The sequence below is a fragment of the Okeania sp. SIO2F5 genome (assembly GCF_010692685.1).
In the GTDB taxonomy this organism is placed as follows: domain Bacteria; phylum Cyanobacteriota; class Cyanobacteriia; order Cyanobacteriales; family Microcoleaceae; genus Okeania; species Okeania hirsuta.
This window is the reverse complement of record NZ_JAAHGU010000033.1, coordinates 40,049-59,451: the sequence shown is the minus strand read 5'-3', so window position 1 is coordinate 59,451 and position 19,403 is coordinate 40,049. Positions and strand designations below refer to the sequence as shown.

Sequence of the window (19,403 nt, the reverse complement as noted above, 5' to 3'; positions counted from 1 at the left end):
ATTATTACTCTCAAAAACGAGATTTAGTCAATACCAAAGATAAGTTTCCTGAATACAAGCTAATTCATTCTCAGGTATTACAAGACTGCACAAAACGGGTAAAACTTGCCTTTGATAGATGGTTTAAAGCAGACAAAAACGGGCAGCGATTAGGTAAACCAAGGTTCAAAGGAAAAGGACGTTATCGCAGTTTTACTTATTCTCAAATAAAACTAAATTGCATAGAAGAAAATAAAATTAATTTGCCCAAAATAGGAAAGGTAAAGTTAATTCAGCATCGTCCAATACCAGAAGGGTTTATAATTAAAACTGTTACGATTAGTCGTAAAGCAGATGGTTATTATGTGACTTTATCCTTAGAAGAAAAATCAGTTCCAGCTTTAACAAGTGAAGTTGAACCTACATTAAAAAATACTCTGGGAATCGATATGGGGCTGAAGGAATTCTTAGTAACAAGTGAAGGAGAATCTGTTCCCATCCCTCAATACTATCGAAAATATCAGCAGCGATTAAAGACTCTACAGAAACGTTTATCTCGAAAGAAAAAAGGTAGCAAAAGGTGGTTAAAAGCTGTTAAATTTGTAGCCAAACAACATAAAAAAGTAGCCGATAAACGTAAAGATTTCCACTTGAAAACAGCTAATGAATTGTTATCAAAAGCGGATATTATCGCCCATGAAAACTTAAACATTAAAGGGCTAGCAAAGACCCGTTTGAGTAAATCAATTAACGATGTTGGATGGGGACAATTCTTATCTATTTTAACTGTCAAAGCTGGAAATGCTGGACAAAAGACTATAGCTGTGAACCCCAAAAATACTAGCCAAGATTGCTCAAATTGTGGAGAAAAAGTCCCTAAAGAATTAAATATAAGAACTCATTTTTGCCCACACTGTGGCATAGTAATAGACCGGGACTTGAATGCGGCGATAAATATCAAAAATAGGGCGGTAGGGCATTCCGTCCTTAAAGCTCGTGGAGCCCGATGCAATAGCAGGGCAGGGAAACGAGAAGCCAACACTATAGCGACAGCTTAGTGTGGGAGTATGTCACGTGGGTTCACTGCTACACCGAAGTAAAGAGATAGAAAATGAAAATACAAACCCACAATAACCATAATCTAGAATCTCTTGAATCGCCAATCAACTTTGGAGATTCAGCTCTTGGTTTAATCACAACTCGGAGTTTTCCTGCCATAGTTGGTACTGCTGATATGATGCTCAAGTCATCTGGGGTTATTCTGGTAGGATACGAAAAAATTGGTAGTGGATATTGTACGGCGGTAGTCCGTGGTGGTGTTGCTGATGTTCGTTTAGCAATAGACTCCGGAGCAGAAACAGCGAAAGAATTTGGACAACTTATTTCTCATACTGTGATTCCTCGACCTTTAGCTAATTTAGAAGCTGTACTACCTATTGGCAGTCTTTTATTTCAATTGTCTCAAGGTAGAGTATCAGCTCAGTTTAAAAATAAGGCAGTGGGTCTAATAGAAACTAAAGGTTTTCCAGCAATGGTGGGAGCTTGTGACGCAATGCTCAAAGCTGGTGATGTACAGTTGACTGCTTATGAAACGACAGGTGCAGGTTTATGTACTGCGATTGTCCGGGGTTCGGTTTCTAATGTGGCAGTGGCAGTGGAAGCTGGAATGCACGAAGCAGAAAGAATTGGAGAATTAAATGCTGTAATGGTAATTCCTAGACCATTGGATGATTTAGAAAGAACATTACCTGTAGCTACTTATTTAATTGAAGAAAAACTTGAACCTCTACGTCTGCCATTGGCAATTACAGAAAAAGAAAAGGAGCTTGTGAGATTACCCGATTTTTCTCAACTTCCTGTACCTATAAAAGAAGAAGTGAAGGAGAAATCATAGACCTTAGTAGGGTGTGTTAGGCGCTTTTCCTTCAAGGAGTTTGCTCCTCAAATATACAATAGCGCCGTAACGCACCATTTTTTTTTTGTAATATCAAGTCTATATTATAGCTATCTAATATCATGTTCGGTTGAATACTTACACTTTGGAGGAAGGAAGGCAGAAGGCAACCCACCCCTAACCCCTCCCAGGAGGGGAAGGCAGAAGGGAAAAAAAGGTTGAAAGGGATAAATTTTTTTTATAACTGATTATCCGAACATGATATAACACATCCTACTGGACTGAAAAATCTAATTTTGTGCATTAGGGCAGGTTTATTTAATCTTAGGGTAAGCATGAAAATTTCTACTAAAACCCACCCCTACTATTGCACCATTTAAGCTATAAGTCCAAAGTCAAAAGAAAAAAATATACCTTTTGCGATGCGTTACGCTTCGCTAACACACCCTACTACTAACACACCCTACTGGACTTTACTACTAGAATACCTCTGCCCCTTTGGTCTTCCCCCCTTTCAAAGGGGGGTTAGGGGGGATAAATTTTTTACCACATTTTCAAGCTTGACGCGCCACTACTGGACTTAAATTTTAAACAAAAGCGCCACCATCTCTACGAGTAACACCAATCACAGAAGGTCTTGGTGGTAGCAAACCATTAAAACTACCTCCAGGATTACCTACATAACCTGTATTACTAGGCCAGTTACTACCACGAGGTACACTTCGCTGCTGAGTGAAGAGAGTGCCATCCAAATTTAGCATCTCAATATCACGACCTAGTTGAACTCCATCTCCAATAGGTGAGCTTTCCCCAGGATGCTGTACAGCTAATAGTAGAGTTTCATCTACACCACTACTATTTCTGATAAAGTATGGTCCAGTAATTTCGCAACGAGGGGGACCATAAGCGAAAGGTACAACTAATCCAGCATTCGGTCCAACAACAGGAATATAGAACACCCAATTGTTACCAAATGTTCCTCTCAAGTTACCAACACTTCCAGTTTGAGTGTGGTCGATCTCTCTTATCTCTCCAGCAACACCAGTGTCGAAGCCATTGTGACTACTGGTAGACATATCTGTTACACCCCAGATATTACCTAGAGTATCAATTTCTAGGTTATCTACATTAGCAAAACCTGCACCATTAATAGCACCATCTTCTCCACTCTGCTCAAAAGCTGACCAAGTAAAAGTGGTACTTGTAGCATCGCTATTAGTTTCAATGATTCGGTATATACCGCCAAAAGATTGAGTAGCATCAACATCCGCAGAGTATTTACTTACAACAAAAATTCTGGAGTCTGGATATCCATCTCCACCAGGTCCACCATCTGTATAAGCAATAAATACACTACCATCACCAGGGTGAACTTCCACGTCTTCAGGACGAGCAGTAGGAGTAGCACCTACTAAGTTAGCAGCTAAGAAAGCATCAACTAAAATCGCACCTTGGTTATTGTAAAAATCTCCTAGAGTCCTTCCCTGATAATTAGATAATACGCTTTCATTTGTCAGGTCTACAATGAAAGACCCACCATCCTGTTCTGCTCCAGGAATACCAGCACGTTGAGGTAAGCGAATTCGGCCATCTCTTTGAGCTTCACCAAAAGCGTTTAATTCAGCTTGAGCAATCTCGCTTGGTGATAGAGGATTGGTGGGAGTGCTAGGAACTAATGGAATCCACTGACCAGAACCATCAGGATTTAAACGTGCAGCGTAAAGAGTTCCACTCTCAAATAATTGACTATTATTTGAGTCAGTAGTACTAGAAACAATACCATCACTTACAAACTTCCAGGTATGACCACCACGACGGTCATCTCCCATATATGCTACTAATGGTCTGCCTGCTTCTACTCTAAATGCAATATTTTCATGGCGGAAACGACCTAGAGCTGTATGTTTTCTGTTTTGGAAACTTGGGTCTGCTGGAGAAATTTCTACCATCCAGCCATACTTTTCACCGACTAAACCAAAGATAAAACCTATCTCTTGATCTTCGTCATAACCAGTTTGAGTACCATTAGGTAGTACAGATTCGGTAACGCTACCTTGGAAGTTTTCTTCTGCTGTGAGAATTGTTCCCCAAGGAGTTGTACCACCAGAACAATTGAAGGCTGTACCAATAATTCGATTACCAAGTCCATCAGAACTGAGGGGGAATACATCAGTAGCAGCAGGTCCAGTACCTATTAAGAAGTTCTGGTCTCCAGTTTGATAGCTTGCTGTACCCCAAGATGTGACACCTTGATAACCATCAGAACGTTCAGAGTTAATTCCTAGTCCAGATAAGAGGTGTACTCGACGATTAGCATTATCTGCGACAGTAGCATAACGACCATTACTGCCTTTAGTGATACGGACAATAGACCCACCTTGGTTATAAGCAAATTCCCCACGGGTGAAGGAGCTCTCTTGAGATAAATCTAAACCCAGTACAAGTTGGTCTGTTGTGGGGAAACCAGCTAGGTCATCACCACCTAGTAATGAGGATATGGGATAAGAGACATACTCATGGTTAACCCATAGGTAGCCATCATCAGGATTACCATTAATAGGGATAAAGCTTACATAGTCGCAGTTATAACCAAAGTATTCTTCTGGGTTAGGAAATACGCGATCGCCCCAAGCAGCAATTACATACCTTTCATATTCAGGTGGGACTACTACATCATCAAAATATTCATAGGATTGCAGTGCTACATCCTGACCAGATCCTATAGTACTTCCTCCTCCAGCAATTCCAAAGGGTACGAAGCTAGGGTTACTTTGATAAGCTTCTAAAGGATGTGCCAATTTTAGGGGTGTAAAACTCAAACCTGTAGTTTGAGCTTGAGCTACTTCGGAGCTACTACCTAAAAAATTGCCAATTTTTGGTGATAGTGCTGTAGCTGCTGCGCTACATCCGAAGAACATTAATAGTTTTCTGCGAGTTAGTCTGGACATAAAATTTTTTCTAGTTCTTCTTCCCTCTACAGAGAGGCGGTAGATTACAAATTTTCAATCTATTGCTAGCAGTATTTCTAAACTAAATATTGTCTGTATTTGGTTGCTTTAAATACTGCCTTCAGAAGTTTACCTAGATAAATTTATGATGAGTTTATAGTTAGTTTAAGCTTGATTAAAGTATTGTTTAAATTTTGGTTAATCCATAAATTATGCGGATTAAATTGTAGGTTGTAAATGAAAAAAGTTTACCTAAACTTCATACTGTTTCAAACTAATTCCAGGGAAGAATAAAAAAGAATTCTCAAAAAGTGCTTAATCATCTATCTCTTTGGGGTCATCTTCATCAGAAGGAAATATTGGAGGTTTAGATGTTGGCTGCCGTTGAGGAGATTTTTGAGGTTGAGGAACTATAGGTTGAGTATCAGGTGATGGTGGAGGTGGGGCTGGAATTTGAGGAGAAGATTCAGGAGTTTTAGGTTGAGTTTTAGGTGTAGTTTCACTATCAAAGTTTAATAAGTATTTGGCATCAGCAAAATATCTAGTCAAATTATCAATTTCTGCATTTTTTTGCCATTCAGCACGAGATATTTTTGAACGTAGGATAGGTACTATTTGACTCTGACGCTCTCCTAATATAGTGATGGTAATTTCTGTGATTTCGGGATTATTTTTAAATTCTTGATTTATTTTATTTTTTGCTAAATTTTCTGCTTTTTCTACAAGAATTTTATAGGAATTATTATTGTTAGAGTCAATCAAAAGGCTGGTATTTTTTGCAGAAGCTAAGGCAGTCATATATATGGTTAATAGACTAGCTAATGTTAAGGTTGTACTCCAGAAAATACGATAATATAAATTCATTAAATTAAATTTTTTCCACATATATATAAATTTATTTATTACAGTAACATATAATAATTAAAATGAATTTAAGTTTTGGTTAAAGGTTTACTATAATTAAATTTATCTGTTTAACTTGATAATTTTAACGAAGGTGATCGCTACGCTAATTAAACTACTCCTCAAATTCAGTGTTTAAGTATTCAAGTCAAGTTAATTGGCTATTTGATGATTGAGTAATAGTTAGGAAAGATGATTTTTAGAGTCACTGTTCAAGTACACAAGTATATTTTTTATGCCTTATTCCCTACTGACAAATGTTAAATTAATTTTGCACAAGTACTTATAATTATTTTAGGTATGGCAATTGTATTTTCATGAAATAAAGCTATGGATAGGCATAATTTTAGTCATTTATTTCTCCAGCAATTATTCTCAGTAAAAATTCATAGTTAACTAAGATAAAAATAATTTTAGGATGATATTTATAATTTATATCATGTCTAGTTAAATACTTAATTAATTCAGACGGCAGTAAATAAATTAAACAATGTATAAGTATTTAAATGAACATGATATTAGGCTATAAATTATTTATAACTGTAAGTAAAAATGGACATGATATAATATAGATATGAATATATTTACAAATACTCATGCTCATAGAAAATTAAAAAAAATTTGCAAGTTTTTTTTGTTATTTATTGTAGTTATAAGCTTAATTATTACAGCCAAATATTTTAACCTACCAGAACTTTTAAAAAATAAATTAGTTTGGATTGAAAGTCTAGATGTGTGGAGTCCTATCGCTTTCATAATAATTTATAATTTAGCTACTTTACTATTAATTCCTGGTTTAGTTTTAACTATAGGAGGAGGAGTAATATTTGGAGTTATCTGGGGAGCTATTTATGTTTTTTTTGCTTCAACTTTAGGCGCTACAATAGCTTTTATCATCGGACGGTATGTATCTCGCGATTGGGTTTGTCAACAATTACATCAACATCCAAAATTTCAAGTTATCGATCGAGCTGTTATTAAAGCAGGATTTAAAATAGTATTTTTAACTAGACTCTGCCCTTTGTTTCCTTTTAATCTTTTGAATTATGCTTTTGGTGTCATGCAGGTTTCTTTAAAAGATTATATTTTGGGTTCTCTAGGGATGATTCCAGGAACAGTAATGTATGTTTATATTGGTTCTATAGTAGGTGATATTACTTTAATTGGTACGTCTCAACAACCGACAAATTCTACTGTAGAAGTAACTAAATGGATAATTAATATTGTTGGTTTAATTGCCACAGTTTTAGTAACTATTTATATAACTCGGCAAGCAAACAAAGCTTTAGAAACAAGTTTTGAAGAAGGCAAGAATTGAAGAAGGAAGAAGGAAGAAGGAAGAAGGGAAAATTGCTTATGAATAGTCAAAGAAAGGCCACTTCATATCTATTTGAAAACCGCTATAAACCCGCAAAAGAAAAGATACAGCATATTTCTGGCAAATGATGTACAGGGTAAATGGTGAAAATCTTGTAGTGCGGGCATCTCCCGCGATGGGTATACCTCATAACAGCGGGAAGCGCTGTAATATAAAATCTGTTTAATTCGGTATAAAAACATTCTCTATCTTCACCATTACCAAATCTTGATAAATTTTTTCCCTCCTGAATTCTAAATTCTAAATTCAGAATTCTAAATTCTGAATTCTGACTCCTCTATCCTTCCAACTTCTTAGTAATTAATTGATTTGTCATTTTTGGATCGGCACGTCCTTGAGTCTTCTTCATCACTTGCCCAACAAAGAAACCTTTAAGTTTAGTTTTACCACCACGATATTTTTCTAATTCTTCTGGATGTGCTGCTAAAACTTCATCAATAATTGCTTCTATCGCCTTAGTATCTGAAATTTGGATGAGACCTTTCTTCTCTACTAATTCCTTGGGCGACCCACCTTTCGATAATAATTCTGGCAAAATATCCTTAGCAATTTTGCCACTGATAGTACCATCTTCAATTATTGTAGTTAGCTCGGCCAAATTTTCTGGTTTAAGGCCAATATCAGTGATGCTAATTTTTTCATTTTTCAAATAAGCAGTAATATCTCCCATTACCCAGTTAGCAGCTTGTTTTGCATTTCCTCCTGCTGCAACTGTTGCTTCAAAATATTCTGCTACGTTACAGTCATCAGTAAGCACGCGAGTATCATAAGCAGATAAACCTAACTGACTCTCATAACGGTGACGTTTTTGTGCAGGTAATTCTGGTAACTCAGTTTTCCAATCATCTAACTGCTGAGTCGAGACTTCAATAGGTGGAATGTCAGGTTCGGGGAAATAACGATAATCACTAGAACCCTCCTTCACCCTCATACTAATAGTAAGTTGAGAACCCTCTTCCCAAAGTCTAGTTTCTTGAACAATTTTTTCCCCCGCTTCAATAGCTTCAGTTTGCCGTTGAATTTCGTACTCGATCGCCCGTTGTATAGCACTAAAGGAATTCATATTTTTGATTTCTACCTTCGTACCAAACTCTTTTTGGCCTACTGGTCGTACAGAAACATTAACATCGCATCGTAGAGAACCTTCCTGCATATTACCATCGCTCACACCAAGGTAGCGGACAATTCGCTGTAACTCTTGGGCATATTCTGCAGCTTCTAGTCCAGAACGCATATCCGGTTCTGATACAATTTCTACTAATGGTACACCTGCACGATTATAATCTACCATTGAATAAGTTGACCCAGATAGGCGATCGCTACCTCCATGGACTAACTTACCAGCATCTTCTTCCATGTGTAGTCTAGTAATGCCGATTTTTTTGCGGTTGGCAGTGCCATCTTCTTCTACTATTTCTATTTCTAGCCAACCATTTTCCGCGATGGGTAGGTCATACTGAGAAATCTGATAATTTTTGGGCAAGTCAGGGTAGAAATATTGTTTACGGTCAAATTTACTATAGGGCGCTATTTGACAATTTAGGGCAAGTCCTGCTTTTACGGCATATTCTAGGACTTTTTGATTAAGTACGGGTAATACTCCGGGCATTCCCATACATATTGGGTCAATATTGGTGTTTGGTGGGGCACCGAATTCTGTGGATGAAGCGGAGAAAATTTTGGTTTGGGTGTTAAGTTGACAATGGGTTTCTAGGCCAATTATTGCTTCATACTCTGTTTTTACTTGTACAGTTGTAGTCATAGATTTTTGAATTAAGTCAAAAGTAAACTAGCTATCAGCATTTCAGCATTTCAGCTTTTTTACTTTGGGTTTATACCCCGGCAACTAATACCCTGGATGGTTGAGTCGGGGTTGAAATTTCCAGGGCGTAAAAAAAAGTCCTAATGCTGACCGCTGACCGCTGACTGCTGACTGCTGACTGCTATTTAAAATTTAAAGGTCATTAGTTCTAGTGTACAGTGATCGAGATTTTCCATTTCCAACTTTGATGTCGGCAAGGGGTCTCCCGTTATACAAATGTTAACGGGAGGGGAATTGCCGACCAACAAATAAACCGCGTAGGGTCCAATTATTTCTTGCATTGTGTGCTTTTTTGTGTTATTGGTGATTATATCAGGAGTAGCGGTAATACGCACTTGATAACAGCACATAGAAAACAAATAGCGAGTATGGGGTTCAATTCATGAAGTTCGCGGTCGGCCCGTGAAAAGGTAAAACTCTTGAGGGTGTGTATCGGAGTACAGAATTGTTCAGTACAAAAAGGTGGTGGGTCTCATCATCTCTGTCTGGTGAGGGTTAAGTGGTTGCACTCCCTGTGAAACAGAAAGCCCTATCCGCGAGGTTGGGAAGCCTACATCATAATCTTTGATTTGATGTAGGAGAACGTCACAAAGAACTATCCCTTGATTCAGTAATGCCACCAAATAAATCATGTTTTGTGCCTGTTCTTTATTCCCTACCCCCTGTTCTCTACTCTAGGCAAAAATTTATATCTTTTTCGGATATGTCTAATTAGGGATTGCTAATTAATCCTCAAAGCATTGACAGGTAAAGGCTTAAGCCTTTTTTTTTGTCTAAAAAATTGCCTGGTATCACCTCTAAAACGCTCAAAAAGTTAGTATTAATGGCAAGAGTTGGGCAGAAAAATCCCAAATTGACAATTGTTACTCCTACCTCCTCGCTCCCGATCCATTTCTCCTGTCTCCTGTCTCCTGTCTCCTGTCTCCCGGTCCATTTCTCCTGTCTCCATTTCTCCTGTCTCCTGTCTCCTGTCTCCTGTCTCCTGTCTCCTGTCTCCTGTCTCCTACCCCTACCCTTACTAAAAGACATTTTCAGCAAACTCTAATTATCCCTCGGGTTTCTTAAAGCAATAATGTTTATGAATCGAAACTTTTTTGACTTCAGGAGTTTGATAGTTTGGCAAAGTTTTTTCTGACATAAAAAATATTTCAAAATTATCAAGTTGTTCTTCACCTTTATATTTACAATTCCAGTCACGGCACAAATATTTAGCATAATTTTGTAAAGACGATGAGCAGCATGACGCTTCAACCAAATTTTCATCATATATTTACTGAATAATTAATAATTATTAATTAAATAATTCTGGTTTAAAGCCTCCCCTTTTAAGGGGAAAAAAAGTGCTAGGATATTTCCTTATATTCAATCCTCTCGGTTTTAACCAGAGGTAATTATCCATTATCCATTATCAATTAATGAAGCCAGCGTAAATTAGGATAAGTTGATGAAACTAATAATGGTTTATCCCAAATCACAGGTTGACCATTTTTAAATAAATCAATTTTTTTACCATTTTTAAGTTTACCTGGAATGACATACCAACCATCTTCTCGTGAGGGATAAGGAGCAAACATACCCCATCTTTGGTCTAATCTGAGAATTAAATTAGTTGTTCTGACTATTTTGGGGATAGGGAATATTTTGGGGGAAATACTATTAAGATTCCAGAGCAATACGAAACCTAGAAGCAATAAAGCAATAAGATTCTGATAATTGGCTGGATAAACTGAATTTTTCCGATACTGTAATTGGGAAATCAATTGATGAAAATTACTATTGATATTGTTGAGTTCAGCGCATATTTTTTTGCCTATAGTTGTAATTATAGGTAAACTCAAAACTAAAGTTAAAGGTCGAAATACAGGAGAAATATTACACAGATAAATTAATGCCTGAAAATTGAAGATATTGATGGCCTTAATGTTCGACTAATAACCATGAATTACTGTTTTTCATTGCTGTATAAATTTCAGGTTGCGTTTTGGCTGAGAAAACTAATTCTCTTGGTAAAAACAAAAAGCAGCAAAGTAAATTTAAGATTTTTTGGTATGTACTAGCATCAGGATTATAATAAATTTTAATACTTTTAATTTGTTTAGATTGTAATTTTTGAATCAACCAATCCCAAAAATCACTAGGCAATAACACTAACCAAACAATAATACATACATAAGGAAATCAGCCTAAAACTAAGCCAAGGCGAAAACCAAGTTCAGGAACGGATACTATACCACCGTCATCTGCGCCACCAACATCCATGGGTAGTGACCTGCCAACGTAGTCACTTCAGACTGGATATGCAACCTTTGAGAGACAACCTTAGAAATGTCCTGTCTTTGGCTAGGTTTTTCAAAGGTGGTCATTATTAAGCTGTACGGTTAAAGTTAAAAATATGGTTAGCCTTAATATAATTTCGTCAATAAATCAATCCGGTAAAATACTAAACTAAGTGGTAATATCAGAAAGTATATTTTTAACATTTATTATCCCGAACTCTGGCAGTTCGTAACATAAGGAGAAAATATGGCCGAATTAAGTAAGGAAGAAATGCGTGAAAGACTGGGAAATATTGACAAGATTCGTGATATAATATTTGGCCCTAAGCTCAGAGAGTACGAAAATCGTTTTGAAAAGCTAGAATCAGAATTATCCTCTGTCAAACAAGAAACTAAAAATCAAATAGAACAAGTAAAAAGTGCTTTTTCTACAGAACTTCAAGCTACGGTTGATTCTATAGAGAAAAAGATTAGGAATATTAACTTAAATATCCAAAATACTCAAGAAGATGTTGTGGAAACTAAGCAACAAATTGAGCGAGTAAATCGCAAAATTATTACTACTAAAGAAGCTTTAAATGAAATTATTGATAATCAAACAACTTCTCTACGGGAAGATTTATCACAAACAAGGGAGAAATTACAGAATGATGTTAGTCATTTAAAAACCCAAATATTTGAAGAACTTGAAAAGCGCTTTTCTTTGCTTAAGGATGTGAAAGTATCACGGGATGATTTAGCAGAAATAATGTTTGAAGTTGGCATGAGAATGAAAAAAACTGAGTTTGTGAGCGAACTCAAAGAAGCAGCAGATAAAGATTTAGAAAAAGAGCTTTTAATCTCAGACAACCATCATAAATGATCGGAATATAGATGGCTTACTTAAACGAAAAATCGATTAATAAATCACAAGATATTAATCATAATCAATCTGTTGAACTGAATACGGAAACAGTTGAACAGTTAAGACGCTTGTTGAGTTTATTGGTGGATTTAAACTTAGTTGATTTTCCGGAAGATTTAACAGCAGAATCAACGGACTCTCAAGAAGATATAGATTTTCAAGAAACTACAGTAAATCAAACAGAAAATCATCATAATTCAACCCATCAGAACATTAATGATTTTCCCGAAGATTTAACAGCAGAATCAATTAACTCTCAAGAAGATATAGATTTTCAAGAAACAGCAGTAAATCAAACAGAAAATCATCAAAATTCAATCCATCAGAACATTAATGATTTTCCGGAAGATTTAACAGCAGAATCAACGGACTCTCAAGAAGATATAGATTTTCAAGAAACAGCAGTAAATCAAACAGAAAATCATCATAATTCAACCCATCAGAGCATCACAAAACACCCGGAACAAAATCAGCAGAACATCACTGGTTTTTCGGAAGATTTAACAGGAGAATCAACGGACTCTCAAGAAGATATAGATTTTCAAGAAACGGCAGTAAATCAAACAGAAAATCATCATAATTCAACCCATCAGAGCATCACTGGTTTTTCGGAAGATTTAACAGCAGAATCAATTAACTCTCAAGAAGATATAGATTTTCAAGAAACGGCAGTAAATCAAACAGAAAATCATCAAAATTCAATCCATCAGAGAATCACAAAACACCCGGAACAAAATCAGCAGAACATTAATGATTTTTCGGAAGATTTAACAGCAGAATCAACGGACTCTCAAGAAGATATAGATTTTCAAGAAACTACAGTAAATCAAACAGAAAATCATCAAAATTCAACCCATCAGAGAATCACTGGTTTTTCGGAAGATTTAACAGCAGAATCAATTAACTCTCAAGAAGATATAGATTTTCAAGAAACGGCAGTAAATCAAACAGAAAATCATCAAAATTCAACCCATCAGAGAATCACAAAACAGCCAGAAGAAGACCAGGATAATATTATTAATGTTGAGGGTAAATCTACTAATAATCAAGCAGAAGAACCAGGTATAGAAAAACCATTACTTGCCCCACAAAAATTACCAGAATTATCAGACTATCGACAACAATATGATGCAGAATTAGAAGCTTTTGAAGACTTACAAAATATTTTATTTGGCTCTCAATTAGCTAGGTTAATTCGGAAACTAAATACTAGCCAGGGAGTAAAAAAATTTAATTATAATCAAGATGAATTCAATAATGTACTAACTCCTTTATTCTCACAAAACTTACAATTAGGTCAAACAGAAGCAGAAGTCATAGAGACAATTGCCCCAGTTATTGATCGAGCTATACAAAAAAGATTTAGACAAGACCGACAGGCAATAACTTCATCATTAGCACCATTATTAGCACCTTCAATAGAAACACAAATCAAACGAGAACCTCAAGCAATGGCAGATGCAATAGCACCAATCATAGACATCATTATTACTAAAAAAACAGAGCAAGACCAACAGGCAATAACTTCATCATTAGCACCATTATTAGCACCTTCAATAGAAGCACAAATCAAACAAGAACCTCAAGCAATGGCAGATGCAATAGCACCAATCATAGACATCATTATTACTAAAAAAACAGAGCAAGACCAACAGTCAGTTAGTGAAGTATTAGCACCATTATTGCCAGTAGCAATTTCTTCTGCCATACAGAATTATCCCCAAGAAATTGCCAAAGCATTAGCACCAGAAATGGGAGCAGCAATTAGAGAACAAATTAGAATAGATCCGCGACAAATTTCTCAAGCATTAGCACCAGAAATGGGTAGAGCAATTAAAGATCAAATTACTTTAGAGCCAAATTCTATAGTAGATGCTTTATATCCTGTCATGGGCAGCACCATTTCTAAATATATGACACAAGAAATTCGAGAAATTAACGATAAGATTTCAGAAACGTTTAGCTTCAAAGGAATAAGACGCAAAATTCAAGCAATTTTCCAAGGAGTTTCAGAAGCAGAATTAATCATATCAGAAGTAATGATTTTTACTGTCCAAGCTGTGTTTCTCATCCACAAAGAATCTGGCTTAGTAATTTCTGAAGTTCAACATTCTCGACAAGATAGATTGGAATCAGAAATGCTAGCAGGAATGTTAACAGCTATTCGGAGTTTTGTGAATGATTGTATTGCTCAGTCTGGAGATTTTTCTGAACTAAATGAAATTGAATATGGGGATTCAAAAATTATCTTAGAAGTTGCGGGATATTGTTATTTGGCCGTAGTAATAAGAGGGCAAACAAACAAATCGTTTATCAAAGAATTACGAAAAATACTGAGCAAAATTGTTATTGATTATGGTAAATATATTAAAATTTTTGCAGGAGACCCTGATACTATTCCTGCCTCAATTCAGTTGTTATTAAAATCATTAATGGATATAGAAAATGTACAAGAAAATCAGAAATTACAAATTTCTAAACCTCCCACTGCCTTGTTAATAGTTTGTGGATTAATTTTGAGTTTAATATTCATACCTTGGGGTATCTATCAGTATTACAGTAGACTTTATCGTGGTATTGAAGCAAGAACCAGGGAAGCTTGGTCTAATATTCCAGAGTTAGCTATTTATAGAATAGGTGCAAAAGTAAAGCGAGGTTCCTTAATTCTAACTGGACAACTGCCAAATCAAAATCTACGAAATAGAGCAGCAAAAATAGCTAAAAAACAAGCTAGTCCCTACAATTTAGAAGTACATAATCAAATAACAGCTGTTAGAAGACCACAGGACGCTTCAGAAATAAGCGATGAGGTAGATAGACTTACAAGAGTATTAAATCAAATGGAAGGTGTGTCCATCAGCACTGAATATGGAGAAGGTAGAGTTACAGTCAAAGGAACAGTGATGGATATGGCAGATTCTCAGATAATTATTCGTAAAATTGAGCAAGTTCCTGGAGTAAAATCAGTAATCAGCACAACTAAACTCAGCCCACTTAAACTGAAAACTCGCATCTACTTCGATCTGGGTTCAGCCAAACTTCACCCTGTCTATATAGACACAATGGCCCAGATTCAAGAATTTCTTACCCAATATCCTCAAAAACATCTTAGGATAATAGGTCATACAGATCGTACTGGCAATCCCAATATCAACGAGCAGTTGGCCCTTGAACGGTCATATACAGTCAGGGATGCTTTGGTAAAACAGGGAGTGGATGCCAGACGATTAGAAGTAACTGGACAAACAAACTCGCCTCAAGGTGTGGAGTACAATCAACCACTATTATTGAGTAGGTGCGTAACATTTGATTTGTTTGAACCAAGTGAAAAAGACAACTAGCTAGAAATATGATATCGAAAAAAATTTGTCTTGTTGGTGATTTTGGTGTGGGAAAAACTAGCCTTATTCGTAAGTTTGTTGATCGACAGTTTAGTGACCAATATCTTTCTACGGTAGGGGTAAAAATTTCTCGTAAAAAAGTTGATTTACCCAAAAAAGATGTAGAAAAAAATAATGTTTTGCAGTTATTAATTTGGGATTTAGAAGGTCATACTAAATTTAAGGCGATCGCTCCTAGTTATTTACAAGGAGCTAGTGGGGGAATAGTTGTTGCAGATGTCACCCGTGAAGAAACTATCAAAAATATTTACGAAAGATTAGATTTATTTTTATCAGTAAATCCTAAGAGTGTAGCTATTTTGGCTTTGAATAAATCTGATTTAGTTGATGCAGAAATACTCAATCAACTATTATCAAAATTCGAGCATCAGGAAGATGAAAGAGTGATAGCGACATATTCTACATCAGCTAAAACGGGGGAGAATGTAGATGAAATATTCGAGAAATTATCATATAGAATGCTAGAAAAAATAGGATGATTAATGAAGTCAGAATTTATAATTCTGAAGTTATTTTTGTAACAGAGATTTGAGCAAACCTCCAAAAAAATTTGGCCTTAAAAGGCGAGGTTGCGCGACCCAATTATTTTGATAAAATTATCTATCTCTATGCAGAAATAAATGATAAAAATTACCGATAAATTGTGGTCTAAAGCCTCCCTTTTCAACTATGCTTTATCAACATTTTTTTTTAGATAAAACTTGACAAAATAGACAAGTTATGTGCATGTCTTGGAGCGACTTTTTTAGAAGAGAAGTATATTGAAAAATACATTTTTTTGAGAACTTTAGACAAGATTTTTGCCCCCCATACTCCCCACACTCCCCACAAGGTTTTCAGGAGTTCCTTATAAGGGATAGCTTTTTAAGGGGATAAAAAAATAAATAGAATATTCCTGATTTCAAGCCTCCTTATTGCATAAGCTTCCTTATTGCATAGGTACTATTAGTATGGTTCCTCCTGAGGAGGCTAACTGATAACTGATCACTGATAACTGAAATAACCCATGATTAACCTATTAAAAAAACTTTTAGCATATCGTCAAACTGAGTATTTGATAATTAATTCCGAGTTAAAAATTTTAGAGGTATCTTATGGGTTAAACAAATTTTCCGCTCCTCCAAAATTAGCAGTTTTAGGTGAAGATATTCGTCATAGTTTTCCAGAATTAGCAGGAGTTGAAGAGCTTCTGGAGGAAGTGATTAATGGGCAAAAAGAAAGTTTTGAATATGAAGGAGTAGCTAGGTCTTTGGAAGAGAAATCTCCTCTGTATATCAATATATCTATAATTGCAGATTTTAATGAAAATTGTCTAGAAAAAAACTTAATAGTATTAGTCGAAGATGTAACGGAAAAAATGGTAATGCAGCAGAAGTTAGTTCAAAATTCAAATGAATCTAATCTTTTATTAAGTTCTTTAGCTGCTTCTGAGGATTATATCAATAAAATTATTACTTCTATGGCGGATGCTTTATTAGTAACAACAAGTGCGGGGATAATTAAAACTGTTAACCGTGCAGCAGAAATTTTGTTTGATTATACAAAGGAAGAATTGGTAGGTCAAAATATCTCTATGGTTATTCCCAAAGAAGAATTACTACATAAAGCACGCCAAAAATATATATTTTTAAAAGAACAAATTTCTCAAGATATAGAATTAATTTGTCAGAATAAAATAGGAGATAAAATTATTGTTCAACTTTCTTGTTCAGTAATTCAAACCAATGTAGAAGGAATATATAATTTTGTTTATATAGGCAGAGATATTACAGAGCGCAAAAAAGAGGAAGAAGAAATACGTCAAGCTTTAGAACAAGAACGAGATTTAAGAGAACTAAGGGGTCGTTTTTTTTCAATGGTGACTCACGAATTTGGTAATCCTCTAAATACAGTATTATTATCTACTCAATTACTCAGATCCTATGACTCGGAAATTACTGAAACTGAAAAAGACCAATATTTAGTATATATTGAAGAGTCTACACAAGAAATGCTTGAATTGTTAAATGATGTCCGATTTATTGGTAAAGCAGATGCTGGAAAATTGAAATATAAACCAGCACCTGTTGATTTGATTAAAGTTTGTTCTCATATTACTGAATCTATCAAAATTACTGCTAGCGATAAACATATAATAAATTTCAAAATTAACAAAAAATTTCAACATAAATCTCAAGCTAAGTCGAAAAAGAATGATGTGATATTCTTCTTGATAGATGAGAAATTAATTCGGCATATCTTAAATAATTTATTATCAAATGCGATTAAGTATTCACCTACAGGAGGGAAGGTGAATTTTCAGTTAACTTTAAATGATCGAGAAGCTATTTTTCTGATTAAGGACGAAGGAATAGGTATTCCAGTTGAAAATCAAAAAAAATTGTTTGACTCTTTTTACAGAGCAAGTAATGTAGGTAAAATAGCAGGAACAGGATTAGGATTATCAATTGTGAAACAGTGTGTAGACCTTCATAATGGAACAATAGATTTTGCAAGTGAAATAGGCAAAGGAACTACTTTCAGAGTTGAAATTCCATTGCAAAAAGTATCTTAAAATTAAGGCAGAAGGCAGAAGGAAGAGGGAAGGAAGAAGAACTTAGTACCTTGTTCTGTCACAGATTTTCCCAGGAATAAGTAATCACAAGTAAAGGGATAAAATCTATAGATTATATATAGAAAATATGATAGAGACTGGTTTTTATCAAAAGAAATTTATCATGGATTTTTTGTGGCATTCATGGGGTGATAATTAGTATTAGAGATTTGTTCTAGTGAAAAAAATCTCAGTAGTTCTCAAGATCAAGAAGGAACAGTGAAAAGAAAAGAAGAAAGGAGGAAAAGCTTAGTACCTTAATTCTATCAAATATTTTTCTAGAAATAAGGAATAAGAAATAAAGTGAGGAAATGTATATATACTAAACATTTCCAATAATAAAAATAAAATCAACTACCGTAGATAAATAATCAATTCTTTCCCTCTACTCCCTACTCCCTATTTTGAGAAAAATGTGGTAGTTTTTTCTTATAATGAAAATTATAACAGGAATAACTATGGCTTTAACCGCTTCTACAATGCTGACATTAGACACTTCAGCTCCAGATTTTCAGTTACCGGATGTAGTTTCCGGGGAAACCATTTCCCTATCAACATTTGAGGGAAAAAAAGCACTCTTAGTCATGTTTATTTGTCGTCATTGTCCATTTGTTAAGCACGTTCAAGCAGAACTTGCTAAAATTGGTAAAGATTACATTCCAAAAAATGTAGGAATTTTAGCTATTAGTTCCAATAATATTGAAACTCACCCTGATGATTCTCCAGATAAACTAAAGGAAATGGCATTAGAACTAGGGTTTAATTTTCCCTATTGTTTTGATGCAACTCAGGAAGTTGCAAAATCTTACACTGCTGCTTGTACTCCAGATTTTTTCCTATTTGATGCTGATTTTAAATTAGTATATAGAGGACAATTAGATGATAGTCGTCCTAGTAATAATCAACCAGTTACAGGAAGTGATTTAAGAGCAGCTTTAGATGCAGTTTTAGCAGAAAAATCTGTAGGTGAAGAACAAAAGCCAAGTATTGGTTGTAATATTAAGTGGAAACCAGGTAATGAGCCATCTTATTTTGGTTAGAATTAAAAGGGGTATTTGCAGATAGTTGAGTAGGTTGTTCTGTAGATGTTATTGACGTAAGCATTTCCTGCGGACTGCTGCGCAAACAACTATCAACTATTAGCGCTTCAGCGGTCAGCAATAAAAATCAAATAAGCTATTATTGTAAGTATTCAGCTCTTAGCTTTTTAATCAATGAAGTAAACATTTGTTTGACTTTTATTACATTTTAATCAAAGAATGAACCACAAGAACGATGAGTTTGAGTTCAATTCATACAATTCTA

General features: G+C 35.2%; 15 protein-coding genes. 8 read left to right on the top strand and 7 right to left on the bottom strand.

Annotation, left to right across the window (positions count from 1 at the left end):
• Positions 1-1,037, top strand: a 1,037-nt coding sequence (locus F6K27_RS13810; protein ID WP_287276672.1) for a transposase, incomplete at its 5' end; no start/stop codon positions are given.
• Positions 1,038-1,090: 53 nt separating this feature from the next.
• Positions 1,091-1,873: a carbon dioxide-concentrating mechanism protein CcmK gene (locus F6K27_RS13805; protein WP_124146617.1), complete on the top strand. Its 783-nt coding sequence runs from the start codon at positions 1,091-1,093 to the stop codon at positions 1,871-1,873.
• Positions 1,874-2,460: 587 nt separating this feature from the next.
• On the opposite strand, the gene F6K27_RS13800 is transcribed toward F6K27_RS13805, so the two are convergent.
• Positions 2,461-4,821 (bottom strand): PhoX family phosphatase, encoded by a 2,361-nt coding sequence (locus F6K27_RS13800; protein ID WP_287276670.1) that lies wholly within the window; start codon positions 4,819-4,821, stop codon positions 2,461-2,463.
• A gap of 315 nt (positions 4,822-5,136) precedes the next feature.
• Positions 5,137-5,706, bottom strand: coding sequence for a hypothetical protein (locus tag F6K27_RS13795; RefSeq protein WP_287276668.1), 570 nt, complete (start codon positions 5,704-5,706; stop codon positions 5,137-5,139).
• A gap of 592 nt (positions 5,707-6,298) precedes the next feature.
• Between F6K27_RS13795 and F6K27_RS13790 the strand changes: the two genes are divergently transcribed.
• A complete protein-coding gene (locus tag F6K27_RS13790) occupies positions 6,299-7,042 on the top strand; it encodes a TVP38/TMEM64 family protein (protein ID WP_287284325.1) in 744 nt (247 codons plus the stop codon).
• Positions 7,043-7,379: 337 nt separating this feature from the next.
• Here the strand turns inward: F6K27_RS13790 and gatB are convergent, their stop codons facing one another.
• The 5 genes from gatB to F6K27_RS13765 form a co-directional block, all read right to left on the bottom strand.
• A complete protein-coding gene (gene gatB / locus F6K27_RS13785; RefSeq protein ID WP_287276665.1) occupies positions 7,380-8,864 on the bottom strand; it encodes an Asp-tRNA(Asn)/Glu-tRNA(Gln) amidotransferase subunit GatB in 1,485 nt (494 codons plus the stop codon).
• Positions 8,865-9,744: 880 nt separating this feature from the next.
• The gene (locus F6K27_RS13780) at positions 9,745-9,873 is read right to left on the bottom strand and encodes a hypothetical protein (protein ID WP_287300877.1); all 129 of its coding nucleotides are present in this window, start codon (positions 9,871-9,873) and stop codon (positions 9,745-9,747) included.
• 96 nt (positions 9,874-9,969) lie between these two features.
• Positions 9,970-10,179, bottom strand: a complete 210-nt coding sequence (locus tag F6K27_RS13775; RefSeq protein ID WP_287284322.1) for a hypothetical protein — start codon at positions 10,177-10,179, stop codon at positions 9,970-9,972.
• A gap of 157 nt (positions 10,180-10,336) precedes the next feature.
• On the bottom strand, positions 10,337-10,684 hold the full coding sequence (locus F6K27_RS13770) for a hypothetical protein (RefSeq protein WP_287284319.1): 348 nt from the start codon (positions 10,682-10,684) through the stop codon (positions 10,337-10,339).
• Between the two features lie 157 nt (positions 10,685-10,841).
• Complete coding sequence (locus F6K27_RS13765) at positions 10,842-11,066, bottom strand: hypothetical protein (protein WP_287284317.1); 225 nt, start codon at positions 11,064-11,066, stop codon at positions 10,842-10,844.
• Between the two features lie 381 nt (positions 11,067-11,447).
• Here F6K27_RS13765 and F6K27_RS13760 point away from each other — a divergent pair, with 381 nt between their 5' ends.
• From F6K27_RS13760 to F6K27_RS13740, 5 genes are all read left to right on the top strand, one after another.
• Positions 11,448-12,062: a hypothetical protein gene (locus F6K27_RS13760; RefSeq protein WP_124145826.1), complete on the top strand. Its 615-nt coding sequence runs from the start codon at positions 11,448-11,450 to the stop codon at positions 12,060-12,062.
• A gap of 11 nt (positions 12,063-12,073) precedes the next feature.
• The gene (locus F6K27_RS13755; RefSeq protein ID WP_287276661.1) at positions 12,074-15,445 is read left to right on the top strand and encodes an OmpA family protein; all 3,372 of its coding nucleotides are present in this window, start codon (positions 12,074-12,076) and stop codon (positions 15,443-15,445) included.
• An 8-nt stretch (positions 15,446-15,453) separates the two neighbouring features.
• Positions 15,454-15,984, top strand: coding sequence for a Rab family GTPase (locus tag F6K27_RS13750; RefSeq protein WP_287276660.1), 531 nt, complete (start codon positions 15,454-15,456; stop codon positions 15,982-15,984).
• A gap of 527 nt (positions 15,985-16,511) precedes the next feature.
• Entirely contained in the window at positions 16,512-18,059 is a 1,548-nt protein-coding gene (locus F6K27_RS13745) for an ATP-binding protein (RefSeq protein WP_287276659.1), read from the top strand.
• A gap of 497 nt (positions 18,060-18,556) precedes the next feature.
• Positions 18,557-19,138: a thioredoxin family protein gene (locus tag F6K27_RS13740; protein ID WP_287276675.1), complete on the top strand. Its 582-nt coding sequence runs from the start codon at positions 18,557-18,559 to the stop codon at positions 19,136-19,138.
• Positions 19,139-19,403: the final 265 nt, after the last annotated feature.